The organism is Streptomyces sp. NPDC004134 (genome assembly GCF_042874195.1).
Taxonomy (GTDB): domain Bacteria; phylum Actinomycetota; class Actinomycetes; order Streptomycetales; family Streptomycetaceae; genus Streptomyces.
Genome location: NZ_JBIAMS010000010.1, coordinates 90,175 through 116,568, shown reverse-complemented (window position 1 = coordinate 116,568; position 26,394 = coordinate 90,175). Strand labels below are relative to the sequence as shown.

General features: G+C 73.1%; 25 protein-coding genes and 1 tRNA gene. 10 read left to right on the top strand and 16 right to left on the bottom strand.

Translation table 11 applies throughout. From position 1 onward, the window contains the following. Positions 1 to 186 precede the first annotated feature (186 nt). Complete coding sequence (locus ACFYVJ_RS15495) at positions 187 to 1,065, top strand: Yip1 family protein (protein ID WP_388891369.1); 879 nt, start codon at positions 187 to 189, stop codon at positions 1,063 to 1,065. Between the two features lie 16 nt (positions 1,066 to 1,081). On the opposite strand, the gene dcd is transcribed toward ACFYVJ_RS15495, so the two are convergent. Next, the gene (gene dcd / locus ACFYVJ_RS15490) at positions 1,082 to 1,657 is read right to left on the bottom strand and encodes a dCTP deaminase (RefSeq protein ID WP_388891171.1); all 576 of its coding nucleotides are present in this window, start codon (positions 1,655 to 1,657) and stop codon (positions 1,082 to 1,084) included. 401 nt (positions 1,658 to 2,058) lie between these two features. Here dcd and ACFYVJ_RS15485 point away from each other — a divergent pair. Beyond that, positions 2,059 to 2,132: transfer RNA gene (locus tag ACFYVJ_RS15485), tRNA-Gly, on the top strand. A 187-nt stretch (positions 2,133 to 2,319) separates the two neighbouring features. Here the strand turns inward: ACFYVJ_RS15485 and ACFYVJ_RS15480 are convergent. Then, on the bottom strand, positions 2,320 to 2,700 hold the full coding sequence (locus ACFYVJ_RS15480; protein WP_388891168.1) for a hypothetical protein: 381 nt from the start codon (positions 2,698 to 2,700) through the stop codon (positions 2,320 to 2,322). Positions 2,701 to 2,967: 267 nt separating this feature from the next. On the opposite strand from ACFYVJ_RS15480, the gene ACFYVJ_RS15475 reads away from it, so the two are divergent. Further along, positions 2,968 to 3,504, top strand: coding sequence for a hypothetical protein (locus ACFYVJ_RS15475; protein WP_388891165.1), 537 nt, complete (start codon positions 2,968 to 2,970; stop codon positions 3,502 to 3,504). Between the two features lie 186 nt (positions 3,505 to 3,690). Here ACFYVJ_RS15475 and ACFYVJ_RS15470 read toward each other — a convergent pair whose 3' ends face one another. Continuing rightward, positions 3,691 to 4,110, bottom strand: a complete 420-nt coding sequence (locus tag ACFYVJ_RS15470) for a TIGR03668 family PPOX class F420-dependent oxidoreductase (protein ID WP_388891162.1) — start codon at positions 4,108 to 4,110, stop codon at positions 3,691 to 3,693. Positions 4,111 to 4,204: 94 nt separating this feature from the next. Beyond that, positions 4,205 to 4,720, bottom strand: a complete 516-nt coding sequence (locus tag ACFYVJ_RS15465; protein ID WP_388891159.1) for a nuclear transport factor 2 family protein — start codon at positions 4,718 to 4,720, stop codon at positions 4,205 to 4,207. Between the two features lie 84 nt (positions 4,721 to 4,804). Between ACFYVJ_RS15465 and ACFYVJ_RS15460 the strand changes: the two genes are divergently transcribed. After that, entirely contained in the window at positions 4,805 to 5,398 is a 594-nt protein-coding gene (locus tag ACFYVJ_RS15460; RefSeq protein WP_388891157.1) for a TetR/AcrR family transcriptional regulator, read from the top strand. Between the two features lie 39 nt (positions 5,399 to 5,437). Here the strand turns inward: ACFYVJ_RS15460 and ACFYVJ_RS15455 are convergent, their stop codons facing one another. The 5 genes from ACFYVJ_RS15455 to ACFYVJ_RS15435 are packed head-to-tail and all read right to left on the bottom strand — an operon-like array spanning position 5,438 to position 11,356. Further along, positions 5,438 to 6,889: an MATE family efflux transporter gene (locus ACFYVJ_RS15455; RefSeq protein ID WP_388891154.1), complete on the bottom strand. Its 1,452-nt coding sequence runs from the start codon at positions 6,887 to 6,889 to the stop codon at positions 5,438 to 5,440. A 2-nt stretch (positions 6,890 to 6,891) separates the two neighbouring features. Next, positions 6,892 to 7,926, bottom strand: coding sequence for a cysteine synthase family protein (locus ACFYVJ_RS15450; RefSeq protein WP_388891151.1), 1,035 nt, complete (start codon positions 7,924 to 7,926; stop codon positions 6,892 to 6,894). Positions 7,927 to 7,983: 57 nt separating this feature from the next. After that, a complete protein-coding gene (locus ACFYVJ_RS15445) occupies positions 7,984 to 9,366 on the bottom strand; it encodes a Y4yA family PLP-dependent enzyme (RefSeq protein ID WP_388891149.1) in 1,383 nt (460 codons plus the stop codon). Next, positions 9,357 to 10,346: an ornithine cyclodeaminase family protein gene (locus ACFYVJ_RS15440; protein ID WP_388891147.1), complete on the bottom strand. Its 990-nt coding sequence runs from the start codon at positions 10,344 to 10,346 to the stop codon at positions 9,357 to 9,359. The genes ACFYVJ_RS15445 and ACFYVJ_RS15440 overlap by 10 nt, the downstream gene beginning before the upstream one ends. 23 nt (positions 10,347 to 10,369) lie before the next feature. Further along, positions 10,370 to 11,356 (bottom strand): TauD/TfdA family dioxygenase, encoded by a 987-nt coding sequence (locus ACFYVJ_RS15435; protein ID WP_388891145.1) that lies wholly within the window; start codon positions 11,354 to 11,356, stop codon positions 10,370 to 10,372. Between the two features lie 371 nt (positions 11,357 to 11,727). Between ACFYVJ_RS15435 and ACFYVJ_RS15430 the strand changes: the two genes are divergently transcribed. The 4 genes from ACFYVJ_RS15430 (at position 11,728) to ACFYVJ_RS15415 (ending at position 16,698) form a co-directional block, all read left to right on the top strand. Beyond that, complete coding sequence (locus ACFYVJ_RS15430) at positions 11,728 to 13,284, top strand: ABC transporter substrate-binding protein (protein ID WP_225796003.1); 1,557 nt, start codon at positions 11,728 to 11,730, stop codon at positions 13,282 to 13,284. Positions 13,285 to 13,412: 128 nt separating this feature from the next. Continuing rightward, positions 13,413 to 14,303, top strand: a complete 891-nt coding sequence (locus ACFYVJ_RS15425) for an ABC transporter permease (protein ID WP_388891367.1) — start codon at positions 13,413 to 13,415, stop codon at positions 14,301 to 14,303. After that, on the top strand, positions 14,300 to 15,169 hold the full coding sequence (locus tag ACFYVJ_RS15420) for an ABC transporter permease (protein WP_388891142.1): 870 nt from the start codon (positions 14,300 to 14,302) through the stop codon (positions 15,167 to 15,169). The genes ACFYVJ_RS15425 and ACFYVJ_RS15420 overlap by 4 nt, the downstream gene beginning before the upstream one ends. Continuing rightward, a complete protein-coding gene (locus ACFYVJ_RS15415; RefSeq protein WP_388891140.1) occupies positions 15,166 to 16,698 on the top strand; it encodes an ABC transporter ATP-binding protein in 1,533 nt (510 codons plus the stop codon). Before ACFYVJ_RS15420 ends, ACFYVJ_RS15415 begins: the two co-directional genes overlap by 4 nt. Before the next feature lie 21 nt (positions 16,699 to 16,719). Here the strand turns inward: ACFYVJ_RS15415 and ACFYVJ_RS15410 are convergent, their stop codons facing one another. The 4 genes from ACFYVJ_RS15410 to ACFYVJ_RS15395 all read right to left on the bottom strand — a co-directional run bounded on the left by ACFYVJ_RS15410 (position 16,720) and on the right by ACFYVJ_RS15395 (position 20,958). Continuing rightward, positions 16,720 to 17,640, bottom strand: a complete 921-nt coding sequence (locus tag ACFYVJ_RS15410; protein ID WP_388891137.1) for a hypothetical protein — start codon at positions 17,638 to 17,640, stop codon at positions 16,720 to 16,722. 131 nt (positions 17,641 to 17,771) lie between these two features. Continuing rightward, positions 17,772 to 18,425, bottom strand: coding sequence for a DUF1707 domain-containing protein (locus tag ACFYVJ_RS15405; protein WP_388891134.1), 654 nt, complete (start codon positions 18,423 to 18,425; stop codon positions 17,772 to 17,774). Positions 18,426 to 18,538: 113 nt separating this feature from the next. Then, complete coding sequence (locus ACFYVJ_RS15400; RefSeq protein WP_388891131.1) at positions 18,539 to 19,615, bottom strand: hemolysin family protein; 1,077 nt, start codon at positions 19,613 to 19,615, stop codon at positions 18,539 to 18,541. Beyond that, entirely contained in the window at positions 19,612 to 20,958 is a 1,347-nt protein-coding gene (locus ACFYVJ_RS15395) for a hemolysin family protein (protein WP_388891129.1), read from the bottom strand. The genes ACFYVJ_RS15400 and ACFYVJ_RS15395 overlap by 4 nt, the downstream gene beginning before the upstream one ends. Before the next feature lie 263 nt (positions 20,959 to 21,221). On the opposite strand from ACFYVJ_RS15395, the gene ACFYVJ_RS15390 reads away from it, so the two are divergent. Next, the gene (locus ACFYVJ_RS15390) at positions 21,222 to 22,181 is read left to right on the top strand and encodes a sporulation protein (RefSeq protein WP_388891126.1); all 960 of its coding nucleotides are present in this window, start codon (positions 21,222 to 21,224) and stop codon (positions 22,179 to 22,181) included. A 193-nt stretch (positions 22,182 to 22,374) separates the two neighbouring features. Here the strand turns inward: ACFYVJ_RS15390 and ACFYVJ_RS15385 are convergent, their stop codons facing one another. Continuing rightward, entirely contained in the window at positions 22,375 to 23,052 is a 678-nt protein-coding gene (locus ACFYVJ_RS15385) for a response regulator (RefSeq protein ID WP_388891123.1), read from the bottom strand. Then, positions 23,043 to 24,242: a sensor histidine kinase gene (locus tag ACFYVJ_RS15380; RefSeq protein WP_388891121.1), complete on the bottom strand. Its 1,200-nt coding sequence runs from the start codon at positions 24,240 to 24,242 to the stop codon at positions 23,043 to 23,045. The genes ACFYVJ_RS15385 and ACFYVJ_RS15380 overlap by 10 nt, the downstream gene beginning before the upstream one ends. 111 nt (positions 24,243 to 24,353) lie before the next feature. Between ACFYVJ_RS15380 and ACFYVJ_RS15375 the strand changes: the two genes are divergently transcribed. Beyond that, complete coding sequence (locus ACFYVJ_RS15375; protein ID WP_388891118.1) at positions 24,354 to 25,613, top strand: serine hydrolase domain-containing protein; 1,260 nt, start codon at positions 24,354 to 24,356, stop codon at positions 25,611 to 25,613. Positions 25,614 to 25,658: 45 nt separating this feature from the next. On the opposite strand, the gene ACFYVJ_RS15370 is transcribed toward ACFYVJ_RS15375, so the two are convergent. Then, the gene (locus tag ACFYVJ_RS15370) at positions 25,659 to 26,243 is read right to left on the bottom strand and encodes a TerD family protein (protein ID WP_388891116.1); all 585 of its coding nucleotides are present in this window, start codon (positions 26,241 to 26,243) and stop codon (positions 25,659 to 25,661) included. Positions 26,244 to 26,394: the final 151 nt, after the last annotated feature.

Below are 26,394 nucleotides of genomic sequence, written 5' to 3'. Positions count from 1 at the left end.
ACCCGTGCCCTGCGCCCCCATACCCCCCGCACCCCCCACCCCAGCCATCCCGCCCGCCCCGGGACCCAGTAGGGCGGATCCCCTACGGGAAGTACCGTCCTGGCCATAAACATCCCCCGTATTCCCGGGCCCCGGTGACCTCGGCGGGCAAGACCAGGTACGTTCGATCGCGTGGCAGGATTCAGAATGGGCCGGGGCCGCGAGCCCCACGGCAGTCGGCAGCAGGGGCGCCCGCAGGGCCCGCCGCAGGGCGGCCCCCCGCCTTACGGCGGCCCGCAGTACGGCGGTCCCCCGCCGCCGCACGGGCAGGGGCACGGACAGCCGTACGGCGCCCAGTGGCGGCAGCCCCCGGGCAGCCACGGCCCGGGCCCCGAGTACTACGGCGGCGGCCACGACCCGTACGCCGCCGACCGCCCGGGCAACACCCAGCCGTACGGTGTCGGCGGGGTGCCGGACGGCTACGGTCCGTACCACGACGACGGCCAGGTCTACCGCGCCGGCGAAGGGGCGGCCCCGCCCGTAGGCCCGCGGCTGCACTGGAAGGACCTGCTCAGCGGGATCGTCTTCCACCCGAGCCGCACGTTCTGGCAGATGCGCGACCACAGCATGTGGGGCCCCGCGCTGACGGTGAGCTTCCTCTACGGCCTGCTCGCGGTCTTCGGCCTGGAGCAGGCGCGCGACGAGGTGCTCAACTCCACGATCTCGGCGAGCATCCCGTGGATCGTCGTCACGGGCATCGCGGTCACGCTCAGCGGCCTGGTGATGGGCACGGTCACACACACCCTCGCCCGCAACCTGGGCGGCGCGGGCGCGCTGGCGCCGACGGTGGGCCTGGCGATGCTGATCGTGGCGATCACGGACGCGCCGCGGTTGCTGGTCGCGATGTTCATCGGCGGCGAGCACGCGTTCGCGCAGGGCGTGGGCTGGCTGACGTGGCTGGCGGCGGGGGTGCTGCTCACGTCGATGGTGAGCAAGTCGCACGACCTGCCGTGGCCGCGGGCGCTGGGGGCGTGCTCGATCCAGTTGGTGGCGCTGCTGGCGCTGTTCAAACTGGGCACGCTCTGAGCCCTTACGCGGCCGGTCAGATCACGGTGCGGTGGAAGTTCTGGTACGACCGGGAAGGCGTGGGCCCGCGCTGCCCCTGATACCGGGAGCCGTACTTGGCGGATCCGTAGGGGTGCTCGGCGGGTGAGCTGAGCCGGAACATGCAGAGCTGCCCGATCTTCATGCCCGGCCACAGCTTGATGGGCAGGGTGGCGACGTTGGAGAGCTCCAGCGTCACGTGCCCGCTGAACCCGGGGTCGATGAAGCCGGCGGTGGAGTGCGTGAGCAGCCCGAGCCGGCCGAGGCTGGACTTGCCTTCGAGCCGGGAGGCGATGTCGTCGGGCAGCGAGATGACCTCGTACGTCGAGGCCAGCACGAACTCCCCGGGGTGCAGGATGAAGCACTCGTCGCCCTCGGGCTCCACGAGCCGCGTGAGATCGCCCTGTTCGACGGCGGGGTCGATGTGGGGATAGCGGTGGTTCTCGAACACCCGGAAGTAGCGGTCGAGGCGTACGTCCACGCTGGACGGCTGGATCATCGCGTCGTCGAAGGGCTCGATCCGGACCCGCCCGGCGTCGACTTCGGTCCGGATGTCCTTGTCAGAGAGCAGCACGCCCCGACCCTACCGGCTGCCCGGCGCGCTACCGCGCCTCGCCCTTCCCCACCGGCACGACGCTCCGCAGCCGCGCACACCGTGGACACCGCACGAGCCCACCGGACCCGATCCGCCGGGCGGCGCCGACGTTCTGCATCGGGAGCGAGGCGGTGCTGAAGACGTGCCCTTCGGCACATCGGACGACGGTGGTCTCCATCAGGCTCCTTCCCCGTAAAGCAACAAAAGCCACACTACGGGACCAAAACCCCACCCCACACACAGCCCCCCACCTCAAGGTAACCCCAACTCCCGCCCCACCCCGGCACATCCACCGCACCACACCAGCAGCCCCCCGACGACCTCGCCGGGGGGCGCACATACGGTAGAGTGACAGCGAAGCGCCTCAGCGGGCGCTCTACGCGGGCGTAGTTTAATGGTAGAACATGAGCTTCCCAAGCTCAGAGCGCGGGTTCGATTCCCGTCGCCCGCTCCATAGCGAATCCCCAGGTCAGCGATCTGGGGATTCTTTGTTGTCTGGACCAATTGAGAGCCGGGTGCAATTGGGGGCGGTGTGGCTCGCGTTGGTGTTGACCGCCTGAGGTCGTATGGGTATCGCGAGACCGGGCGGAAGGGGGTGCACGGCCCGCCTTCCGGCCGGATCCAGGAGCCGGGCCGGCGCCTCAGTGGTCCGAGCAGCACGCGATCTGGTGGCGCACCTCGAACGGCACCAGGATGCCGGCCGTGCCCCGCTGCACCAGGCGGGCGTGGGTCGCGCCGCCGTGGTCGGTGACGACCATCCAGTCCAGCCCGAACGCCGCGCCGTGCTGCGCCTGGTCGAGGACGGTGGCCGGGGTGACGCCGAGCATGCCGGACATGCCGGCGGTCAGGGCGCCGGTGACACCGGCGGCCTTCAGCATGCGCCGCCGCGAGAACTCTCGGGGAGTGAGGTCGGAGTCGGAGACGGAGGCGTCCGCCGCGGCTCGGGTTGCTTCGTCGACGTCGTGGTTGTGGTTGTGGTCATGCTTGTGGTGCGGGCGTCTGTGGGAGTGGTCGTGTGACACACCGGTCCCTTCCAGGATGAGGTGGCGCGATCGTGCGCGCTCAGGAAACCCGCGCGTCGCTTCGCTCGGCGGATGCGCCGGTTGCCCGACGGTGTCGCGAAGGTGAACGAACCTCCTGCCAGGACACCTTGCGCCGCACCGGTTCCACCTCGGCCAGACCTCCCGGGCGGGCCTCGGTGCGGCAGTGGGCTCGGCCAGAACCCGTCTTGCGAGATACCTCACCGTCCGTCATATCTGGGTTCTTGCAGCCCTGTACCGTCGGCCGTCATGATCGACGAGGTACTCACACTCCTGACCCCTGACTTGCCACGACCTTCGTTCTGGAACATCGACTGGAATGCGGTCGAAGCCGAACTGGGCCACCACTTGCCCAGCGACTACAAGCGGCTGTGCGACCACCTGCCGCCGGGTCGTTTCCGTGACTTCCTGTGGTTGCAGCACCCACTCGGCGCTCTGGGCGGCAGCCTGCTCGGCAGGGAGGCCGAGTTGATCGCCACGGTGCACGCGGTGGCCGACATCACCGTATGGGAGCACGGACACGAGCACCTGGACGATGCCGCGCTTCCCGGCCTGCTGTATCCCTGCCTGATAACCGACAACGGCGACACCGGCTACTGGCTCGCCGCCACCGGCGACCCCGATGACTGGACCGTCATGCTCAACAAGGGTCGGGACCCCGAATTCACCGACTCGGGCACCACTCTCTCGGAGTTCCTGCACGGCTTTCTTACCGAGGGTGATCCGTTCGGCGCCGCCCTGTCTGATGACCTTCATGACCTGCCCCTGTTCTCCTCTGACTTTTGACGTCTTCAGGCAGGCCGGCCCCAGGTGACGGGAAAGCGGTCGTCTGCGGGTAGTTGGTCGCCAATTGGCCGGAACGCCGCCGGTTGCGGTGCCTCGGGTGGGGGCCGGGAGGCCCGGGAGTAGACGACCCGGCGGCGGTCCGGCCCTGTTCCGGGTCTCACGGCGCCGTGGCCGTCAACTGGCCGCTCAGTCGGTGAACGCCCACCCGGTCCAGGTCACGACGTGGATGGCGACCACCGCACCCTGCGGGGGTGCTTCCTCGTACTGACGGTACTTCTGCTGCAGCAGCTCGACGGCCGGCAGGCGGCTGTCATCGTCTTCCCGGATTTCAGCCCGTCCGTCAGCGCGGGCCCACCACAAGGATGCCCAGTCGTCGGCATAGCGGTCAGCGATGACCGACACGGCAGGGTTCTCGGCGATATTGCGCAGGCGGCGCAGCGCGGTGGCGCGCTTCGGCTTGTGATCGACGGCGAAGACGATCACATCCCCGTCCACGGCGAAGGTGATGGGCACCACGTGCGGCACACCTGCCCGGTCGGCTGTAGCCAGCCGCGCGACGGGGGAGCCGACGAAGCGTTCACGAGCCTCAGCCGCGGGGAGATTCATGAGCCGAAGGTACCCACCGCGCCGGACCCATGCAGGCAGGCAGGCCGTTACAGCTCCAACGTGCGGCTCTGCCGACCGTTCGAGCTGACGGGCTTCAGCAGGCTGGGCTGCCTATGACGTTGCAGAACGTTATGGGGTTTCCGTATTCCTCGATGTGGACCAGGCGGCCGTTCTTCCAGTCGTAGCGGAAGATGTAGTCGTTCTCGTACGGGCGGCCGTCTGCCGTCGTGAAGTTGCCGGCGGCCTGGACGAACGAGGTGTTGCCGTCGGGGGTCGTGCTGACCCGTACGCCGGTGAAGTCGATCTTGCCCATGGTCTTGAACACGCCCTGGACGTAGCCCAGGACCTGGTCCTTCCCCGTGAAGCGGGCGGCGTCCTCTCTGTTTCCCGTGAACGACAAGGGCAGCGTCAGTGTGGCCTCCCGGTGGGTCAGCTCGGTGATGGTTTCGAGGTCCTTGTGCTCCAAGGCCCGGACGAACTCGCGTGTCTGGCCCTTCGTTCCGGTTTCCGGTCCCGCGTTCGCGGTGCCGGTGACGGCGATGGCGATGGCGGCGACTGCGATCAGTGCTGCCGTCGCCGTCGCCAGCCGCCCATTGATTCGTGCTCGCACGGGGGTCGCTCCTGTGTTGAGACTGCGTATCGTTTGATACGCGGAATCGTAGGGCATCGCGCGCGGGATCACTAAGGTGACCGCATGGAACAGCAGGACCTCCCCGGCGGCTCGCTGCGCGCGCGGAAGCAGCAGCGTGCTCGTGAGGCGATCATCAAGGCGGCCCACGAGCTGTTCGCCGAGCGCGGGTTCGACCACGTCACCGTCGCCGACATCGCCCGGCGTGCAGAGGTCGGACGGGCCACGTTCTTCCGGCACTTCGGTGACAAGCAGGAGGTCGTCTTCGGGAGCGACCAGCAGATCGACATGGTGATCGCGGAGGTCGCGCAGGCTCCCGTCGACGGCCCGATCGGCGATTCCCTGCCCGCGGCGCTGGCGTACGTGCGCACGATCGTCGTGGCCTTCATGGAGCGGCTGACCGAGGTTCCCGAGGCGTACAGCCGCCATGAGCAACTCGTCGCCAAGCACGCCGAACTGCGTGCCCGCAGCCTGACCAAGCAGCGCCGGTACGTGGAAGGGCTGACCGGGGTGCTGCGGGAGAAGGGGGCCGGGCCCGGGACCGCCGCGCTTGCCGCCGAGATCGGGCTCGCGTGTTTCTACGCCGGCCGGACCGCGTCGGGGAACGACCCGGGCCGGCTGCCCGGAGCCGTCGACGCCGCCTTCGGGCGGCTGGCCTGAACAGGCAGTGACGCCAGGTGCCGATCAGCACCCTGCCCGTCAGGGGCTTGCGGGTTCTGCGTCGTCCAGAGGGTCTCCGGGCGCCTTCTCCGGCGTGCCGTTCTGTGCTGCCGGGGCGGGCTGGAGTGCCGCCAGGGCCAGGTGGTAGCGGCGCAGGAGGAGGAGGGCCGTGGTGGCGAGGCCGGTGAGGAGGCCGAGCCAGATGCCGAGCGTTTCGAGGCCCAGGGGGTACGCGAAGAGCCATGCCGCCGGCAGGCCGCAGGCCCAGTAGCCGATCAGGGTGATGCGGAAGCCGCTCTTGGTGTCGTCGAGCCCGCGCAGGAGCCCGATGCCGATGTTCTGCGTGCAGTCGAAGAACTGCAGGAACGCGGTGACGATCAGCAGGTGGGTGGCGATGGTCACGGCGTCGTCGGCGCCGGTGTCGAGGAAGGGGGCCAGGACCAGGCCCGGCAGGGTGAGGTAGAGGACGCCGACGGCGGTCATCGCCGCGGCGGCGCAGGCCAGGGCGGTGTTCTTGATGCGGCGTGCGCCGTCGTGGTTGCCGAGGGCGAGTTCGCGGCTGACGTTGATGGACGCGGCGTGGGACAGGCCGATGGCGACTTGCAGGACGATGTAGACGAGTTGGTTGACGGCCGCGTGGGCGGCGAGGGCGGCGGGGCCGAAGGAGCCGGCCATCAGCGCGGTGACGGAGAAGAATCCGGCTTCCGAGCCGTAGGTGGCGGCGATGGGGACGCCGAGGCGGAGGAGCCGTCGGACCGTGGCGGCGTCGGCACGGTGTACGGCGAGCGTGAGGAGCGGCGCCAGTTCGTCGTCCCGCTTCGCGGCCAGGTAGAGGGCGGCGAAGGACAGCAGGTACACCGCGGAGGTGGCGATGCCGACGCCCTTGAGGCCGAGGTCGGGCAGGCCGAACGTGCCGTGGATGAGGACCCAGTTGAGCGCCGCGTTCACCGCGACGGAGGCGAGGGTGATCTGCAGGAGGGCCTGGGGGCGGCGCATGCCGACTGTGAACTGGCGTACGGCCTGGAACCACAGGCAGGGCAGCAGGCCGGGGGCAAGGGCGTAGAGCATCGTCTGCGTGAGGCCGACGACGGCTGCGTCCTGGCCGAGCCAGGACAGGGTGTGGCCGATGAGGACCATCAGGACGGCGCCGGCGATGCCGGCGAGCGTGGCGACGGCGAGGCTGGCGCGGACGAGGGCGCGGACCTCGGCGCGGCTGTCCTTCTCGGCCGCGGTGTCGCCGCCCGCCTTCTCCGCGCGGGCGGCGGCGGCCGCGATCTGGTTGCCGACGGCGGTGCCCAGGCCGACGCCCATGGTGCGTATCTGGTTGAAGATCACGATGGCGAGGCCGCCGGCCGCCAGTTCCGTGGTGCCCAGCAGGCCCATCATCACCGTGTCGGTGGTCGTCAGGGCGACCTGTGCGAGCTGGGTGAGGATGAGCGGGACGGCCAGGGCGCCGAGCGCGCGGCCGTCGCGCAGGAGGGTGGACGGCATGGCTACCGGGGCCCGCGGAGCTTGGCGAGGAGTTCCGCCACGTCGCTTTCGGTCGCCGGGCTGAGGAGATCGCGCGCGGCCATCCAGTCGTCGTTGAAGACGGTGTCCATGTACTTCTCCCCTCCGTCGTTGACCAAGGCGACCATAACCGTGCCCGGCGGGACGGCGGGCAGTCGGGTCAGGGCCTCGTAGACGACGCCACCTGCGGATCCGCCGAGGAGCAGCCCGGTGCGGGCCACGGCGCGGCAGGTGGCGAAGGCTTCGACGTCGCCGACCTTGGCGCCTTCGTCGAGGAGCCCGAAGTCGACCAGGGCACCGATCTCGGCGCCTTCGGGGGTGCCGGTGCCGGACTGGTAGTAGTCGTGGGCGGGGCCGCCGAAGGCGATCGAGCCCTCGGGTTCCACGCCGATGACGGCGAGGCCGGGGACGAGCCCGGCCAGTGCGCGGCCGGTGCCGCACAGCGCGCCGCCGGTGCCGACGGCGCCGATGAGGATGTCGATGCCGCCGTCGAGGGCTTCGGCGAGTTCGTACGCGACGGGCAGGTACCCGAGTCCGTTGGCGGGGTTGTGGTGCTGCTCGGTGAAGACGGTGTTGTCCCGGCCGCGGGCCAGGTCCTCGGCGAGTTCCTCGCGGGCGGCGGTGGCGAGTTCCCCGGATTCCGCGGTGGCGTCGTCGACGTAGACGAGTTCGGCGCCCAGGGCCTTCATGGCGCGCAGTTTGTCGGCGGCGGCGTGGTGGTCGACGACGGCGGTGAAGGTGTAGCCGCGCTCGGCGGCGATCACGGACAGGCCCAGGCCGGTGTTGCCCGAGGTGGACTCGACGATTCTGCCGCCTGCCCGCAGTTCGCCGGCGGCTTCGGCGGCGTCGATCATCGCGCGGGCCATCCGGATCTTCGCGGTGCCGGTGGGGTTGAACATCTCCAGCTTCAGCAGCAGGCGGCTGCCGGTCCCGGTGGTCGCGAGTTCCAGCAGGGGGGTGCCGCCGATCAGGTCGGAGAGGCGGGAGACGACCGCGGGGCGCTGGAGGGGTCCGGACATCCGGGGGCTCCTGTGGTGGGCGGCGGAACTGCGGGTGGCGGCCGGGCGGGCGGGCGGTCAGGTGAAGTGGCGGTCGAGGCGCCAGCGCGGCCGGGGCTGGTCGGTGCGGTCGATGACGGCTTTGGGGGGCAGCGGCAGGTCGTGGAAGCGGGACTCGTTGGAGTCCATCTGGTATCCGGCGGTGTTGGGGTAGAGCAGGAGGTCGCCGGGGCGCGGCGGGTGCGGGAAGGCGATCTTGCGCCAGGTGAGCATGTCCGACTCCAGGCAGGTGGCGGCGCCCACGCAGGCCGGGAACACCCCCGCGGCGGGCGCGGGTTGCCGGGGGACGAGCTGCGGGTCGGGGAGGTACTCGCTGCCGAACCACTGCTCGGAGAGGCTGAGGCTGGTGCCGTCGACGGTCACGATCCGGTAGCCGTCGCGCTCCTTGACGCCCTGGACGCGGAAGACGGTGGCGCCGGCCCGGTCGAGCAGGGCCCGGCCGGGTTCGACGGCGAGCCGGATCCCGGCGGCGCCGATCAGGTCCGCGAGCGTACGTCCTGAGCCCTCCGGGCGGATCGCCAGCAGCGCGGCGAGGGCGTCCGCCCCGGCCACGGGCGCGTGGTACGGGTAGAAGTCGCCGGTACGGAACGTCCTGCCGGCGTGGTAGTGGGCGGGCCGCTGGGCGCCGAGGAAGGCGCGCCAGGCGGCGGCGCCGGTGTAACTGACGGGCAGGCCGCCGCCGAGGGAGATCCGGTCGGCCGGCAGGCCCTGGAGCCGGGCGGTGCGGCACAGGCCGGCGAGGCGGGCGGCAAGGTCGGCGCGGGGCTGGAGCGCGTAGCCGGACAGGTGGAAGCTGAAGCCCTCCATCCGTACGGCGTCGCCCGCTTCGCGGCACCGCTCAAGGGCCGTGGTCAGCTCGCCGTCGTCCATCCCGAACCGGGAGTGCGGCTGGGTCGCGGGCAGGGCGCGCAGCAGCACGCGCGCGGGGCGTACCCGGCCGGTCGACGCCAGGCAGACCACGTGGTCGAGTTCGTCGAGCGCGTCCACGGCGACGGTGGTGCCGTGCTGGACGGCGAGGCGGAGCAGGGCGGGGTCCTTGGCCGGGCCGGTCACCATGAGATCGGCGCCGCGTACGCCGTGGCCGAGGGCTTCGCGCAGTTCGGCGGCGGACGCGACGTCGACGCCGGCCCCGCCGGCGGCGGCGCGCTCGACGAAGACCGCCGCCTTGTTGGCCTTCTTCGCGTAGTAGACGAACCCCTCCACGCCGGCGTCGGCGAAGGCGCGCTGCATCGCCGCGAGGTTGGCGGTGAAGGCGTCGGGGAGCAGGAAGTGGAACGGGCCGCCGAAGGCGTAGGCGAGTTCGGCCGCCAGACCGCTGGTGACGACCCGGCGGGTGGCCGGGTCGGGGAGGGCGGGGACCGCCGGCCAGTCGGCGGGGGGCGCTTCGGGCGTCACTTCCACAGCGGTACCTCCGTGCCGAGGCCCTGTTCGAGGGCGAGCCGGGCGAAGCGGTGGCCGAGGGCGATGTCGGTGACGACGAGCCCGCTGTTGTACGCGAAGATCCGCTCCCCCGGCCGGATACGTCCCGGGGCGCGGCCGGCGAGGATGTCGGCCAGCTCGGCGTCGGCGCCCCGGAGCGTGCCGCCGGCGTCGGCCAGGTCGGCGCCGGTGTGCGCCATCTGCGCGGCGCTGGTGGCGACGACGCGGTCGGCGCGGTGCAGGGTGGAGGGGGCCAGCCCGTAGCCGACCAGGACGGCGAGGGCGCCGGGGGCGAGCCAGCCGGCTTCGACGGCCGCCGGGGTGGTGGGCCCCGCGGTGCCGATCACGATGTCGGCGCCCTCCGCCGCGGCGCGGAGGTCCCGGGCGATCTCCACCGTACGGCCGGGGAAGTGCGCGGCGAACCCGGCGCACACGGCGGCGATCCCGTCGGGGTGGGTGCCGTACAGCAGCAGCCTGTCCAGGCCCGGCAGCGCGGTCAGCAGCAGGGGCAGGGCCATGCGCGCCGTGGTGCCGGTGCCGATGAGCAGCGCGGTGCGCGCGTGCGGCGCCGCGCAGGTGCGGGCCATGAGGGCGGAGACGGCCGGGGTGCGCAGTGCGCCGATCCGGCCGCAGTCCATGAGCGCCAGGGGCAGGCCGGCGGCGTCGTCGTACAGCGTGAGGGTGGTGTAGTGCCGCAGCCGGGCGCGGTCGCGGTGCGGGTCGTGCCGGTAGGAGGCGCGGACGGCGACGACCTGCCGGGTTCCGTCGCGGCCGAGCATCGCGTACGACACGGAGCTGCCGTCGGGCGGACTGACGGACAGCTTGGCGGGGTTGGCGGAGGTGCCGTCCGCGAGGGGTCTGATGGCCTGCGCGACGACGTCGAGCACCTCGGCGAGGGTGATGTCGACGGCTTCGATGTCGCTCCGGGTGAGGATGCGCAGGCTTTTGTCGTCGGTGTCCATGTCGCGGTCTCCTTCCGCCCCGCTCAGCCGAACGCCGGCCGGGCGGCCTGGCCGTACCCGTGCTCGGCCGCCTCCGCGGCCGGGCGGGTGCGCCGCCCGGGGACGCGGACGGAGGCGCGCTTGAGCCAGCGGTCGGTGCCGTCGTAGCGGGCCCGGAACGGGACGCGGCCGTGGGCGACGACGTCGTTGTCCACGACCAGGACGTCGCCGGGCTCCAGGCTGACCGCGACGGAGACCCGGGCGAGTTCGTCGCCCAGCCGCCGGTACGCCGCGCGCCAGGGGCCGTCGGCCGCGTCGAGCGGGGTGTAGGCGGGGTCGTAGCGCAGGGTCGGTCCCTCGGGGGTGGCGAAGAGCGTCGGTACGGGCGCGGGGGTACCGGCGTAGCGCCGGGCCTCCTCGTAGGCGTCGTCGGGGAGGATCGGCACGACGGGCCGCCGGAGCCGCGTCACGTCGGCGGGGGCGAGGGCGGTGCGGCGGATGCTGGCCGCGGTGGTGGCGACGGCGTCGTGGTTGCGTAAGCAGCACAGCAGGAGCAGGTGCGCGCGGCCGGGGTGGAAGGCGTCCTCGGTGTGCGGAGCCAGCAGCACGGAGCTGGAGGCCCCCGTCTGCTCGCTCTCGTGTCCGGGCGCGGGCACGATGTCGTGGACGAACCGGCCGCCCTGCTGTCCGTCCCAGGCGATCGGGGTGCCCATCAGCGAGGCGACGAGCAGCAGGACGGCGTCCCACAGCGCGCCGTTGCCGCCGGCGTCCGACCAGTGGCCGGGGGTGGGCCCGGCCCCGGCGTCGTCGAGGGGGAGTCCGCGCAGGACGAACAGCCCGTCCGCGGTGTCCACGGGCCGTAAGCCGTGACGGACTTCGTCCCCGAGGCGGGCGCATGCCCCGGGGAGGGCGGCGAGGAGTGCGGGCGAGGCGACGGAGCCGTGGGCGGCCGTGAGCCGGGCGGCGGCGGTGGTCAGTTCGGCCGCCGCGGTGGCGTCGAGGGGACGTACCGGGGCAGGACAGGTGGACACGGTGGCACCTTCCAGGGGGCGAATCGGGGCGCGGGCGTGCGCCGTCGCCGTATCGGCTCGCATGGTGGAAAGAGCGCGAAGCGGGTCGGTCACTGCCCGGCCCGGGGCGCCGCCGGGCACCTGGAACGTAACAACGCTGCTAAGGTGAGGCAACCCTAACCGGCGCGATTGACTACCTTGCGTGATCGCGCCCGCGGGCCGCCCCGGATGGTTCCGTCGTCCCGTCAACGAGGCGGCTGAGCAGGCAAGTCGAGCCGCGGCCGGGGAGCGGCGGGGGGCCGGGGAGTGGGGCAGGACACCTTGCGAAGTCTGGCCGACTTCGGTTAGGTAACCCTAAGAAAATCCGGGTGCATCTGAGACGAGGACAAGACGTGGGCGTCACCAGACGGCAGTTGCTGTGGGCCGGCTCCGGCATCGGAGCGGCCGGGTTCCTCGCGGCCTGCAGCGGCGGAAGCGACGACTCGCGGAACGCCGGGTCCGCCGGCGCGGACGGGAAGCCGCGCCCGGGCGGCACGCTGCGCGTGGGCGCGCTCGGGCACGCGAGCGCGATCACCCGTGACCCGCACGGCACCCAGACCAACGAGAGCGACTACCTCGTCATCGCCCTGGTCTTCGACACCCTCACGATCCCCGGTGCCAAGACCAACACCGCCCCGCGGCTGTCCGCCTCGTGGGAATCGTCCGCGGACCTCAAGACGTGGAAGTTCACGATCGCCGAGGGTGCGAAGTTCCACGACGGCAGCCCGGTGACCGCCGAGGACGTGGTGTGGTCGCTGAAACGACTGCGCAACACCCCCTCCGGCGCGGCCCGCCTGCCCGGAATCCAGGCAAAGAACATCAGCGCCGAGGGCACCGGCACGGTCGTGGTCGTCTCCGACTACGCCAACGCCGACTTCCCGCTCATGACCCGCTTCGCGTCCTTCGTACTGAAGAAGGACACGGAGGACTCGGCGATCGAGAAGGCGCCCGGCACCGGCCCGTTCAAGCTGGACTGGTACCGCAACGGCAACGCCCGCCTCGTCCGCAACGACGACTGGTACGGCCCGGCCGTGCACCTCGACGCCATCGAGGTCACGATGTTCGAGACCCCGCAGGCGATGGCGAACGCCCTCATCGGCGGGCAGATCGACCTCGCCTCCAACGCCGGTGCGGTGGCCGCCCGTACCGCGGAAGCCCGCGAGGACATCCAGGTGCTGCGCCGCCCGGACGACATGGCGATGCCGATCGTGATGCGCACCGCCGAGGGCAGTCCCTTCGCCGACGAGCGGGTACGTGAGGCGATGCGCCTGGTCGTGGACCGCGAGGCGATGGTCAAGCAGGTCCTGTCCGGCTACGGCACGGTCGCCAACGACATCATGGGCACCGGCGACCCCGACTACGCCGGGGACATACCGCAGCGCGAGCGCGACGTGGCGAAGGCCAAGCAGTTGCTGCGGGACGCGGACTTCGATTTCTCCAGGACGTACGAACTGGTCACCACCGAGGACATCGCCGGACTGGCCGACTCCGCGACCCTCTTCGCCAACCAGGCGGGCGACGCGGGCATCAAGATCGAGGTGGTCAAGCAGGAGTCCGGCGCGTTCTGGGAGAAGACCTGGAAGGCCGGCGACTTCTACACGACCTACTGGGGCACCAACGACTCCGTCGTCTTCTACGCCTCCAAGACCATGGTCAGCGAGGCGGGACAGAACGAAGCCGGCTGGCAGGACGCCGGGTTCGACGCCGCCTACCGCGAAGCCATCAGCACCGACGAGCCGAAGCGGCGCGCGACGGCGCTGACGGAACTCCAGCAGATCGAGCACGAGCGCTCCGGCTACCTGCTGTGGGGCATGGCCGACGGCATCGACCTGGCCGCGGCGAAGGTGCAGGACCTGCCCAAGCTCGCCGGCTATGGCCGCGTCCAGCTCGAAGGCGTGTGGCTGAGTTGAGCCGGCCGGCCGGGACCGGCCCGGTGGCCGCACCCGGCGCGGGGGCGGCCACCGCCCCACGTCGGGCCGGCACCACCGCGTGGGGTGTGGCCGCACGCGTCGCGGGCACGGTCGGGCGCCGGGTGCTGATGCTGGTCGTCCTGCTCGCGCTGGTGTTCGCGGCCGTCGAGCTGCTGCCGGGGGACGCGGCCAGCGCCGCGGCCGAGCGCGGCGAGAGCGCGGCCGACCTCGCCGAGCGGCGCCACCTGCTGGGCCTGGACCGGCCGTTGTGGGAACGGTTCGCCGACTGGATGACGGCGCTGCCCACCGGCGACCTCGGCACCTCCGCCCGCGGGCAGGAGGTCACCGAACTGCTCGCCGACCCGCTGCCCAACACCCTCATCCTCGCGGTGTCCGCCCTCGTGCTCACCGTGGTGCTGTCCCTGCTGCTCGGCTGCTGGGCCGCCACCCGCCCGCACCGCCTGGCCGACCGCCTCGTCACCCACACCTCGACCGCGGCGTTCGCGGTGCCGGAGTTCGTGATCTCCGCGGCCCTGCTGCTCGTCCTGTCCCTGTGGACGGGCTGGCTGCCCGCGGTCACGGTGACGGGCGGCGACGGCCGGCCCACCACCTGGACGATGCTGATCATGCCGGTCCTCGCCCTGGCCATCCCCCAGACCGGCTGGAACACCCGCGTCGTACGCGGCGCCCTCGCCGACCAGGCCGCCACCCCGCACGTGGAAGCCGCGCACCTCGACGGCCTGCCACCGCACAAGGTGATGCTGCGCCACCAGCTCCCCGGCGCGGTCCCGGCCATCGCCACCGGCATCGCCACCTCCACCGGCCTGCTGTTCGGCGGCGCGGTCGTCGTCGAGACCCTGTTCAACTACCCCGGTATCGGCGCCGTCCTGGCCGGCGCGGTCGCCGCCCGCGACACCCCGCTGATCGCCGGGGTCGTCATCTGCGCCGGTGCCGTCATCAGCCTCGTCCTGCTGGCCGCCGATCTCATCCGCGACGCCACCCTGGGAGCCCGCGCATGACCGCCACCGTGCCCGTGGCCGCGGGCCGGCCACCCCGCGGGCGCCGGACGCGCCGGCGCCCGCGGACGAGAACCCTCGTGCTCGCGGCCGTTGCGGCCCTGCCGCTGCTGCTCGCGCTCGCCGGACCGCTGATCGCACCCCACACCGTCGACACCCCCGTCACCGCGCCGTTCGCCACCGCCGGGGACGGCGCCCCGCTCGGCGGCGACCAACTCGGCCGTGACGTCCTCAGCCGCGTACTGCACGGCGGCACCCTCCTCGTCGTCAGCGCCCTCGTCGTCGCCGTCGTCACCACCCTGACCGCCGCGCTGGTCGGCTGCGCCGCCGTGCTCCGGCCCCGGCTCGGCCGCGTCATCGAGCGCACCGCGGACATCGCGATCCTCCTGCCGCCGCTGCTGGGCATCATGCTCATCGCCCTCGCCTGGCCGGGCGGCGGGCGCCGGGCCGTGATCGTCGCCGCCATCGTCCTCGGCACGCCGTACGCGATCCGGGTCGTCGCCGCGGCCGCCTCCCCCCTCGCCACGGCCGGCTACGTCGAAGCGGCCCTGGCCCGCGGCGAGTCCACCGGCTACGTCGCCCTTCGCGAGATCCTGCCCAACCTCCGCGCGACCGTCCTCACCCTCTTCGGGCTCCGGTTCGTCGAAGCCGTCTACGTCATCTCCATGGCCGGATTCCTCCAGATCGGCCCGCAGCCGCCCGCGTCCGACTGGTCGCTGATGGTCCGCGAGAACGCCTCGGGCATCCTCCTCAACCCCTGGGCCGTCATCGCCCCCAGCCTGGCCATCGCCCTGCTGGCCATCACCGTCAACCTGGTCACGGTCTCGCTGGCCCCCGACACCCCGGCGAAAGCGGTGACCCGCCCGTGAGCGAACTCGCCCCCGCCCCGCCCCCGGCCCTCGCCCCGGAAGACGAGCCGCGGCCCCCGGTCATCACCGCCACCGGCCTGGCGATCCGCCTGCCGGAGGGGCCCGTACTCCTGCCCGCGACCAGCGCCGAGATCCGCGCGGGGCAGGTCACGGCGCTCATGGGCGCCTCCGGCTGCGGCAAGACCACCCTGCTGCGCGCGCTCGTCGGCCACCTGCCCCCCGGCACCGTCGTCGACGGCGAACTCGACGTCCTCGGCCGCACCCCGCACCACCTGCCCGCCGCCGAACTGCGCGCGCTGCGCCGCACCACGGTCGCCTACGTCGGCCAGGACCCCGGCTCCGCCCTCAACCCCCGCATGACCGCACGCCGCCTGGTCGCCGAACTCGCCACCGACCCGTCGGCCGCGAACGTCCTCGGCGTACTGGCCGAATGCCGGCTGCCCGTCGACAGCGGGATCGCCGACCGCAGGCCCACCGCCCTCTCCGGCGGCCAGCAACGACGCGTCGCGCTCGCCCGCGCCCTGGCCCGTACGCCCAGGATCCTGCTCCTCGACGAGCCGACTGCCGGACTCGACGCGGCGGTCCGCGACGACCTCGCGCACCTGCTCCGCGACCTCGCCGCCGGCCGCGACCTCGCCGTCGTCGTCGCCACCCACGACCCGCACCTGGCGGAAGCCTGCGCGGACCGCACCATCCGCCTCACGACGAGGCCGACGGCCGCCGCGACGCCGAAGTCCACGACCACGACCACGACCACGACCGCGTACGCCGGGAAGGGCGCCGGCGCGGGCGAGGGGATCGCCGCCGAGTCGATCGACGCGTTCTTCCGCAACGGCCGCCGGCGGCATCCCGTCCTGACCGGCGTCGCGTGCGCCGCGGCCCCCGGTTCCGCGACCGCGGTCATCGGCCCGTCCGGGTCCGGCAAGACCACCCTCCTGCGCGTCCTCGCCGGACTCCACCCCACCCACACCGGCCGCCTCACCCTCGACGGCCACCCCCTGGCCGCCCGCGCCCAGAGCCGCACCCGGGAACAGCGACGACGCATCCAGCTCGTCCCGCAGAACCCCCTGGCCGCACTCAACCCCCGCCATACCGTCGGCAGGCAACTGACCCGCCCCCTGCGCCTCCACCCGGACCTGCCCAAGGCGGCCCGCCCCGACCGCGTGGCCGAACTCCTCGCCCAGGTCGACCTCCCCGCCGCGTACGCGGACCGCTACCCGGGCGAACTCTCCGGCGGCCAGCGCCAGCGCGTCTCCATAGCGCGCGCCCTCGCCGCGAACCCGGACATCCTGCTCTGCGACGAGATCACCTCCGCCCTCGACGCCGACACCACCACCGAGATCATGGATCTCCTCACCCGCCTGCGCACGGAACACGGCATGACCCTGATCGTGGTCTCCCACGAACACCACCTGGTCACCCGCTACACCGAGACCGCCCACGTCCTGGAAGCGGGCCGCATCATCCACAGCGGCCCCACGGCCGGGCGGCTTCCGCACGAAGAGCCGGCGGAAGGGCCGGGTTCGTAGCCCCTCCGCCCGCGCCTTGCGTCAGACCGCGCAGAGCGGGGTCGTCCGTACGTAGCCGCCGTGGTTCTCGTCGTCCGTGCCCAGGAACGCGTCCGCGGTGCCGGGGAGGCATTCGACGGCCTCGATCTTGTAGCCCGGGTACGTGTCCAGCACGGCCGGGGACGCCGCAAGCGTGAGCCGTACGCGGCCGGCGGGCGAGACCGTGACGCGGCCCGCGTCGCTCACCGCGGAGTCGAACGGGCCGTCGTCGCCGGCGTCCGCCGCCGAACTCGCCAGGAGGCGGCCGGAGTCGGTCACCGAGAGGTCGGAGATGTGGCGGGTGCCGTCGTCGGCCGGGTACGTCGCCCGGTACTCCCGGCGGATCACCGTGCCGAACTGCGGCTGGCCCCAGGAGGCGAAGGTCAGGGGTGCCGCGCGGACGGTGGCGGGACGGCTCGCGCCGGCGCCGCGGTCGGCCCAGAGGGCGGCGAGCCTGCCGTTCTGGGCGACGAGCGCGAAGCTCTCGTAGTCGTCGCCCTCGCCGATGGCCGGCAGGGGCGCGTAGTCGACGACCGCCGCCGTGGAGCCGGTGACCTTCAGGCGGTAGACGATGCCGCGGCTGGCGAGCGCCACGTACTCCCCCGGCGCGCCGGGGATGACCTCGATGGCCTCCAGGTCGGAGGGTTCCGCTCCGTCCCAGGTGAGGGGGGTGACGGCCGCGGAGTCCTCGCCGTAGGTGATCCGGGACAAACGCCGCTGCCCGGACCGCTTGTTGTCGTGTACGACCAGCACGTCCACCCCGGCTCCCGTACGGCCCTCGTACGCGGCGCCGCTCACGCCGCCGTGCGCGTCGGCGCCGGCCTTCCGCCACGCGTCGTCCGCGCCGGCCGGGGCGGTGCCGGCCATCGCCAGGAGCGCGGCCGCCGCGGTGAGCCAGGCCGTGCACTGCATCGGGAGTTTCACCGGGGGGCTCGCTTTCTCTGTCCGTCGGGCGCGAAGGCTCGCGCCGGGAGGTCAGGTTAGGGAGCACCGGGCGAAGGACCCCGCCGCCGTTACGCCGGTTGCCGGAGCGCAAACCCCGGCTCACGGAAGCACTACCTGCGCAACAGCCACTGCCCGAAGGTCCGCCGCCGGGGCCGGACCACCACGCGGCCGTGGGCCTTCTGCCCGTACAGCTCCACGCGCAGCCTGACCGGCACCCCGGGATCCGCGGGCGGCCGGCGGAACACGACCTTGCTGTGCACCAACTGCAGGCCGTCGGTGTCGACCACGATGCCGGGCCCCGTGACCAGCGTGAGGTTCTTCCCCATCATGGCCACGTCGATCCGCAGGGTGTCCTGCGTGATCACCGCGTCGGTGAAGTCGAGGGTCACCTCGCAGTACGTCACCGCGAGTTCCAGCCTGCGCGGCACCACCCAGCGCCCCACCCGCTCGATCGCGCCGCTGTGGATCTGCTCGATCCTGACCAGGTCCTTCACCTCGGCCCCGGCGGCCACGGCACCGGCGGAGACGGGCGGCAGATCGGCGGTGAGCACGGCCAGTTCGCTGCGGGTACGGGCCGACAGGGCGGCCTCCACGCGCTGGTCCAGCTCGTCCGCGGTCAGCAGGCCCTCCCCCGCGGCGATCCGCAGCACGTCCACCACCCGGTCCCGGTCGGCGTGCGAGGCGCGCAGTTCGGGCTGCGAACCAGACGACCCCGGCGAGCCGGGTTCTGAGGGCTTCCCGGTGGGCGAGATCTCTCCCGGCATACTTCCGTCCCGTTCCGTCCTTTTCGTCCTGATCCCCCGAAGCTGCGCGCGACGCGGACATCAGCGCGACCCTCAGACTAGCGCTATATCGCGACACACATCCGGCCCGGCGCTCACGCCGGTTGGGCGAGTAGCAGCCGGGCGAGGATGTCGTCGAGGGTGATCAGCCCGATCAGCTCGCCGCCGCCGGTCCCGGTGCGGACGAGGGCGAGGGGCGCGCGGTGGCGGCGCATGCGGGTCAGCGCGGTGGCGGCGGTGTCGGAGGCGGCGACTTCGGGTACGGGACGCGCCAGCTCCGCGGCGGTGACGCCGCGGTCGCGGTCCCGGTCGCGGTCCCGGTCGCGGTCCCGCTCGCGGCCCCCGTCGCCGTCCCTCGCCACGAGGGCGGCGCGGGCGTGTACGACGCCCAGGACCCCGCCGGCGTCGTCGCGTACCAGCAGCCGGGTGCGCCCCGCCGCGCTCGCCGCCGCCAGGATCTCCTCCGGGCCGGCGCCCCCGTCCACGTACACGATCCGCTCCGCCGGTGTCTGGAGGTCACCGACGAGGGTGTCCGGCTCGGTCAGCGAGCGGGTGAGGAGCCTGGAGTCGGCGGAGTCGATGAGGCCGAGGCGTTCGGACTCGGCGACCAGGTGGGTGAGTTGCTCCCGGTTGTGGACGGAGGTCAGCTCCTCGCGCGGTGTGACGCGGCAGAGCCGCACCAGCCCGTTGCTGACCTTGTTGAGCACCCAGAGCGGCGGCCGTACGACCATCACGACCCCGCGGAACGCCGGGGCGAGGAGCATGGCGGAGGTCTCGGGGTGGGCGATGGCCCAGGACTTGGGCGCCATCTCGCCCAGGACCATGTGCAGGAACACCACGATGACCATCGCGAGCGCGAAGGCGATGCCGTAGCTCAGCCCGCCGGGCAGGCCCAGGTCCTCCAGCAGCGGGTCGACGGCGTGGGAGATAGCGGGCTTGGAGATCGAGCCGAGGCCGAGGGTGCAGACGGTGATGCCGAGTTGGGCGCCGGCCAGCATCAGCGACAGCTCGCGCATCCCGGCGAGCGCGGACCTGGCCCCGCGCCGCCCGTCGGCGACGGCCTGCTCCACCCGGTGCCGCCTGGCGGCCACGAGCGCGAACTCGGCGGCGACGAAGAACCCGCTGCCGATCAGCAGCAGCACGGTCACGAGGAGGGCGACGGGCAGGCTCATGCGTCCGCCCCCTTCGCCTCTCCGGCGGCGGGGGCCGCGGGACGGTGTTCCAGCCGTACGCGCTCGGGCACGTGCCGTTCCAGCGCCAGCACCTCCAACTCGGCCGTGCCGCCGTCCGGCAGCTCCACGGTGAGGCGTTCGCCGACGTCGGGAAAGCGCCCGAGGCGGTCGACGATCAGCCCGGCGGCCGTGTCGTAGTCCGCCTCCCCGGGCAGCGGGACGCCCGTCGCCTGCTCGATCTCGTCCAGCCGGCGGCCCGCCTCGACCAGCCAGCCGGTGCCGTCCGCGACGGCGACGGGGGTGCGGTCGTCGGACTCGTCCACGATCTCCCCCACGAGTTCCTCCGCGATGTCCTCGAAGGTGGCGATCCCGGCCAGACCTCCGTGCTCGTCGAGCACCACGGCGAACTCCTCCTGCCGCTCCTGCATGCGGGCCACCGCGTCCGGCAGCGGCAGGGTCTCCGGCAGCAGCAGCGGGCGGCGGGCGGCCTGCCCTGCCGTCGTACGGTCGAGGCCCCCGGCCGGCAGCGCCATCAGCTCCTCGACGCCGAGGACGCCGACCACGTCGTCGCGGTGGTCCCCGATGACGGGGTACGCGGAGTGCCCGCGGCCGGCGATCAGCCGGACCGCCTCGCGCGCCGGCTCGCCGGCCGCCACGTACGCCACGTCGGCGGCCGGCACCATCGCCTCGGCCAGCGTGCGCTCGGAGAAGCCCAGCGCGTGGTCCAGCAGCTCGGCGTGCTCGCGCGGCAGGTGCCCGTGCTCGTGGGACTCGCCGATCAGATGGCTCAGCTCCTCCAGGGACGCGCCGTGGTGCAACTCCTCGACGGGCTCGATGCCGACGCGGCGCAGCAGCCGGTTCGCGGCGCCGTCGAAGATCCGTACCACCGGCTGCGCCACCTTCAGATACGCCAGCGTGGAGGCGCCCAGCGCCTTGGCGAGCCGGTTGGGGACCGCGAGGGCGAGGTTCTTCGGTGCCAGCTCCCCGATGACCATCTGCAGCACGGTGGCCAGCACGAATGCCAGGGCCACCGAGATCCCGGACACGGCCCCGCCGGGTACGCCGAGACCGTTCAGCACCGGTTCCAGCAGCTCGGACATGGCGGGTTCGGCGAGGAAGCCGACGACGAGGCCGGTGACGGTGATGCCCAGTTGGGCGCCGGACAGCATGAACGACAGCCGCCCCAGCACCGCGACGGCCCGGACGGCGCGCTTGTCGCCGGCCTCGGCCTCCCGGGTCAGCGCCAGCCGGTCGGCGGCGACGTAGGCGAACTCCTGCGCCACGAAGTACCCCGTGCCGAGAGTGAGCACGACCACCGCGGCGAGGGCGAACCAGGCGCTCACCGGTCACCGCCCGGGACGGGTCCGGCCGCGGACACGTGGGGATGGAAGTGGGCCTGTTCGGGAGGTTCGCCCATGGGGGGACCGCTGCTCCTTCGTAGTTCGTCGCCGGCCGTACGTCGCCCCGCTCGGCGCGGGTCGTCGGATCGAGTGGATCTGGCCGAATGCCGATGTCGCGGACACCAGAGTAAAGGGATAGTAAATCCGAGCGGCGATCCCCTCGCCCGCCACCTCATTCGGACAGACGACGAAGGAGACGACACCGCATGGTGTTCAAGCGACTGCTCGGCGCGATCGGCGTGGGCGCGCCCAGCGTGGACACGGTCCTGGAAGGCGGCGCGGTGCTGCCCGGCGGCACCCTGGGCGGCCGGGTGCTGCTGCGCGGCGGCAGCGCCGCGGCCGACATCGAGCAGATCACCCTGGAGCTCGTCGCGCGCGTCGAGGCCGAAGGCGACGACGTCGAGCACGAGGGAACGGTGTCCTTCGGCCGCTTCCCCGTCGGCGGCGCCTTCCGCCTCGGCGAGGAGGAGGACCACGAAGTGCCGTTCTCCCTGGTCCTGCCGTGGGAGACCCCGATCACGGAGTTGCACGGCCAGTCCCTCGGGCTGCCGCTGGGCGTACGGACGGAACTGGCCGTCGCCGGCGCCAGGGACGCCGGCGACCTGGACCCGCTGGCGGTCCGCCCGCTGCCGGTCCAGGAAGCGGTCCTGGAGGCTTTCGGACAACTCGGCTTCGCCTTCACCGCCGCCGACCTCGAACTCGGCCACATCCCCGGCACCGGCCAGCAGCTCCCCTTCTACCAGGAGATCGAGCTGGCCCCCGGCCCGCAGTTCGCCCACGCGATGCAGGAGGTCGAGGTCACCTTCCTCGCCTCGCCGGGCGGCATGGAGGTCGTCCTCGAAGCCGACAAGCGCGGCGGGCTGTTCTCCGCAGGCCACGACGCGCTCGCCCGCTTCACGGTCGGCCACCACGACGTCGCGCAGGTCGACTGGACCGCCGAGGTGGACGCCTGGATCAGGCAGTTGGCGGAGCACCGCGGCGCCCCGCCGGGCTCGTACGGCCACGGGGGCCACCACCACGAGGAGGACCACGGCCGCCGCGGCCCGGGAATGGGCACCGTCGCCGTGGCGGCGGCCGGCGGCCTCGCGGCAGGCGTCGTGGGCGGGATGGTCGCCGCGGAGGTCGTCGACGAAATCGGCGACGCCTTCGAGGACGAAGAGGAGTAAGAGGAGTAACCCGCCCCCGCCCGCCGCGGCCGGGCGGCCGGCACCGGCGACCCCCGGGAGGACCACCCGGGGGGCGTCCGGGTGGGCCGGGTCCCGAGTTGCCTCCGGCGGGTTGCGGCGTCGTGGACGGCGGACACGTGGAGGAGCTTTCCGTCGCGGACCCGGTGGAGGCCGTACCCGACGATCCGTGCGGTCACGTTTCGGGCGTGGGCCGCTCCCCGTCCAGGGCCCGTTGCCTGCGCAGGTGGGCCAGGACGGCGCGGACGCGGCGGTGGCCGCTGTCGCCGGGGGCCAGGCCGAGTTTGAGGAAGACGTTGCCGATGTGCTTGTGCACGGCGTTGTCCGTGATGACGAGCCGCCGGGCGATGGTCGCGTTGTCGTGGCCCTCGGCCATGAGCGCGAGGACTTCGCGCTCCCGTGCCGTGAGCGCGTCGACGGGGTCGCCGCGCGCGGCGAGGAGCTGGGCGATGACCTCCGGGTCCATGGCCGTGCCGCCGCCGGCCACCCGGCGCAGCGCGTCGGTGAACTCCGCGACGCGGCTGACGCGGTCCTTGAGCAGGTAGCCGATGCCGCCGCGGGTGTCGGCGAGGAGGCGGCCCGCGTAGTCCTGCTCCACGTACTGCGACAGGACCAGGACGGGCAGCGCGGGGTGGTCGCGGCGGGCGCGTACCGCGGCCCGGATGCCCTCGTCGCGGAAGGTCGGGGGCAGGCGTACGTCCACGATGGTGACGTCCGGGCGGTGGGTGGCGACGGCGGCGAGGAAGCCGCGCGCGTCGGCCGCGACGGCGGCCACCTCGAAGCCCTGGGAGCCGAGGAGGAGTTCCAGCCCGGACGAGAGCAGGACGTTGTCCTCGGCGATCACTACGCGCACGGCAGCTCCACGGTGACGACGGTCGGCCCGCCCGGCGGGCTGCTGATCCCCAGGGAGCCGTCCAGGGCGGCGGCCCGGCGGCGCATGCCGTCGAGGCCCGAGCCGCGGGCGGCGTCCGCGCCGCCGGTCCCGTCGTCGGCGATCACCGTACGCAGCAGCGGGCCCTCGCGCGTGACGCGCACCGACGCGCGGGAGGCACCGCTGTGCCGGGCGACGTTCGCCAGCGCCTCGGTGACGGCGAAGTACGCGACCGCCTCGACGGCCGCCGGGACCTCGCCGAGCGGGCCGACGTCGACGCGGGTGGGTACGCAGGACCTGGTGGCCAGCGTCCTGAGCGCGCCGGGCAGCCCCTGGTCGGCCAGCACCGGCGGGTAGATGGTGCGGATGACGGAGCGCAGCTCGGTCATCGCGTCCTCGGTCTCGGCATGCGCCTGCCGCACCAGCACGGCGGCCCCGGCGGGGTCGGCCGCGAAGCGCTCCCCCGCCACGGCGAGCCGCACCGCGATGGCCACGAGCCGCGCCTGGGTGCCGTCGTGCAGGTCCCGTTCGATGCGGCGGAGTTCCGCGCTGTGCGCCTGGAGTACGTCCGTACGGGTCCGGGTCAGCTCCGTGACACGCTCGACCAGGTGCTCCGCGGGCGAGGGCGCCAGGACCGCGAGGCAGCAGCGGGCGTGCGCGCGGGCGAGCGGCGGGAGGACGGCGGCGGCCAGGGCCGCCAGGCCCGCGACGTTCAGCAGGCCGTGCGGCACCGCGGTGCCCCAGTCGGTGAGGTGCACGCTCATCAGGGGCAGCCACGGCGGCGAGGGAAAGGCCCACCACAGCAACGTGATCGCGGGGGTCAGGAGCAGTGTGCCCAGGAGGAGCAGGGCGACGCCGCCCGCCGGCAGGCCCGTACCGGCCTGGATCACGAGCCACCTCAGGTTGCGGACGGCGGCGCGGGGGTGCGGCTCGACGGGCCGCCCCAGCAGCGCCCCGGCCCGCCGTCGGTGCCGCTCCGCCCAGCGCTGCGTACGCGACGGAACGCAGAGCAGCGGCGCCGCGGCGACGGTCGCCACGGCGGTGGCGAGGGTGTGCAGCAGGTAGCGGGCCGCGCGCCAGGCGGCCGTGCAGCGCGCGCGGACCGCGCGGAGGAGGGCGGGCGCGCGGGGTGTTCGCCCGCCGGCGTACGGGAGGAGCGTGGAAGACCGCACACGGGTCACCGTAGATACCGGGTGCCCTCGCGGGCACTACAGCTAGCTGTACCTTTCCTCCGGCAGTCCGGGGTAGCGACCGGCGCCGCGCCGCCTTCCTACCGTGCGGACATGGAATCCACCCGTCAGAAGACGACACCCCGGCGCCGCCGCATCCGCGGCCGGTGGCCGACTGCTGCCGCCGTCCTCGTCGCCGCCTGCGCGGCCGTCGCCGTGCAACTGCCCGCCGACGCGCACGAAGGCGTACGCGACGGTGCACGCGGTCCGGCCGGCGGCGGCTACGGCCGCGACGACCTGCGCCGCGACACCGACGCCCTCCGGGCCCTGGGCATCACCGGCGTCCAGGCCCGCGTGACCGCCGGATCCTCGACCGCCGGACCTGGCCGGAGCCTGGTCGCCACCAGCGGCGTCGCCGACGTCGGTACGCACCGGCCGGTGCCCCGCAACGGCTACTTCCGGATGGCCAGCACCGGCAAGGCCCTCGTCGCCACCGTGGTCCTGCAACTGGCCGACGAAGGCCGGCTGGCGCTCGACGACACGGTCGACCGCTGGCTGCCGGGGCTGGTGACCGGCAACGGCAACGACGGCCGCCTGATCACCGTCCGCCACCTCCTCCGGCACACCGCCGGCCTCCACGACGACCTCCCCGGCTTCGCCACCCCGCGGGAGTACTACGAGCACCGGTACGACACCTACACCCCCCGGCAGGTCGTCGCCCGCGCGATGAAGCACCGCCCGGACTTCGCGCCGGGCACCGGGTGGGGCTACTCCAACACCGGCTACGTACTGCTCGACCTGATCATCGAGAAGGTCACGGGCCGCCCGTGGCACGAGGAGGTCGGGGCCCGGGTCCTGGCACCGCTCGGGATGGACCGCACCTACCTGCCCGGCGGCACGCCCGCCCCGCGCAGCCCGCACGCCCGCGCGTACCAGGTGTTCCCGTCCGGCGAGCGCGTGGACGTCACGAAGGTCCTCGTCCCCGACCCCGGCGGCTACGTCTCCACCACCGCGGACGTCAACCGCTTCCTCCGGGCGCTGCTCGGGGGCGAGTTGCTGCCGCCGGCGCGGCTGGCCGAGATGCGGGAGACCGTCCCGGTCAGCGAGGAGCTGGCGGAGTTCTGGCCGGGCGGGCGCTACGGCCTCGGCCTCGTCGAGCGCCCGCTGTCCTGCGGCGGCAGCTACTGGGGCCACGGCGGCGGCGAAGCCGGCTACATCACCGTGAACGGCGCCACCGGCGACGGCCGTCGGGCCGTCACCGTCTCGATGTCCACCGCGCTGGGGGACTCGCACGACAGCATGCTCCGGCAGGAGCGGGTCGCCGGCGAACTCGTGGACCGCGCGCTCTGCGGCACCGGCGGCAGGGGGCGGTAGCGTCCGCCCAGGGGGGCGGCGTCCCGGGCGAACGCTTCCTGACTGCTACTTGCCCGCGGCGAAGCGCATGAGCGAGTGCTCGTTGCCCTGCTTGATCTTGCCGTTCTCGTTGATCACCTGCAGCCGCCAGGAGTCGCCGGACCGGGTGGCCTTGGCGACGGCGCAGCCGTTGTCGGCGGAGAGCAGGCTGGGCCAGATGTCGGCGACCTGCTGGGTGCTGCCGCCGGAGGCGTCGTACACCTTGAAGCTGATGTTGCGGGCCTTCTGGAAGCTGCTGCCCTTCTTGTAGGCGGCGGCGACGAAGACGATGGCCGTGATCTGGTTCGGGATCCGGGAGAACTCGACGGTGACCGTCTCGTCGTCGCCGTCGCCCTTGCCGGTCTGGTTGTCGCCGCTGTGCACGATCGCGCCGTTGCCCATGGGGTCCAGCGAGTCGAGACCGGCGAGCCGGACCGGGTCGGATCCCGCCATGGCGATGGCGATCAGGTCGAGGTCGGTGCCCTTGGTCTGGCGCAGCTTGCCCATGAGGCCGCCGCTGCTCCCGACCGTGGGGTCCCACGAGACCCCTATCGACAGGTGGGTAACCCCGGCCAGGTCCGCCGGTTCGTCATCCTTCGTAAGCGTGATCATTCCCGATCCCTTGGTGGTGAGACGGTGCAGTCCGAGCGGCTCCGGCGCCACATGGGCCCCGGGTGACAGCCGCTCCGTATGGGAACATACCGTGCCGGGCCGGGCGCCAGGGAGGTACAACGCCCCGGATCCCTCCCGGAACCGCCCGCCC

Excerpts from the sequence above, each read along its gene's own strand:
- ACFYVJ_RS15495 (WP_388891369.1), top strand. The coding sequence starts at position 187 with ATGGGCCGGGGCCGCGAGCCCCACGGCAGTCGGCAGCAGGGGCGCCCG.
- ACFYVJ_RS15475 (WP_388891165.1), top strand. The coding sequence starts at position 2,968 with ATGATCGACGAGGTACTCACACTCCTGACCCCTGACTTGCCACGACCT.
- ACFYVJ_RS15470 (WP_388891162.1), bottom strand. The coding sequence starts at position 4,110 with ATGAATCTCCCCGCGGCTGAGGCTCGTGAACGCTTCGTCGGCTCCCCC.
- ACFYVJ_RS15460 (WP_388891157.1), top strand. The coding sequence starts at position 4,805 with ATGGAACAGCAGGACCTCCCCGGCGGCTCGCTGCGCGCGCGGAAGCAG.
- ACFYVJ_RS15455 (WP_388891154.1), bottom strand. The coding sequence starts at position 6,889 with ATGCCGTCCACCCTCCTGCGCGACGGCCGCGCGCTCGGCGCCCTGGCC.
- ACFYVJ_RS15450 (WP_388891151.1), bottom strand. The coding sequence starts at position 7,926 with ATGTCCGGACCCCTCCAGCGCCCCGCGGTCGTCTCCCGCCTCTCCGAC.
- ACFYVJ_RS15440 (WP_388891147.1), bottom strand. The coding sequence starts at position 10,346 with ATGGACACCGACGACAAAAGCCTGCGCATCCTCACCCGGAGCGACATC.
- ACFYVJ_RS15425 (WP_388891367.1), top strand. The coding sequence starts at position 13,413 with ATGCTGGTCGTCCTGCTCGCGCTGGTGTTCGCGGCCGTCGAGCTGCTG.
- ACFYVJ_RS15420 (WP_388891142.1), top strand. The coding sequence starts at position 14,300 with ATGACCGCCACCGTGCCCGTGGCCGCGGGCCGGCCACCCCGCGGGCGC.
- ACFYVJ_RS15405 (WP_388891134.1), bottom strand. The coding sequence starts at position 18,425 with ATGCCGGGAGAGATCTCGCCCACCGGGAAGCCCTCAGAACCCGGCTCG.
- ACFYVJ_RS15400 (WP_388891131.1), bottom strand. The coding sequence starts at position 19,615 with ATGAGCCTGCCCGTCGCCCTCCTCGTGACCGTGCTGCTGCTGATCGGC.
- ACFYVJ_RS15390 (WP_388891126.1), top strand. The coding sequence starts at position 21,222 with ATGGTGTTCAAGCGACTGCTCGGCGCGATCGGCGTGGGCGCGCCCAGC.
- ACFYVJ_RS15375 (WP_388891118.1), top strand. The coding sequence starts at position 24,354 with ATGGAATCCACCCGTCAGAAGACGACACCCCGGCGCCGCCGCATCCGC.
- ACFYVJ_RS15370 (WP_388891116.1), bottom strand. The coding sequence starts at position 26,243 with ATGATCACGCTTACGAAGGATGACGAACCGGCGGACCTGGCCGGGGTT.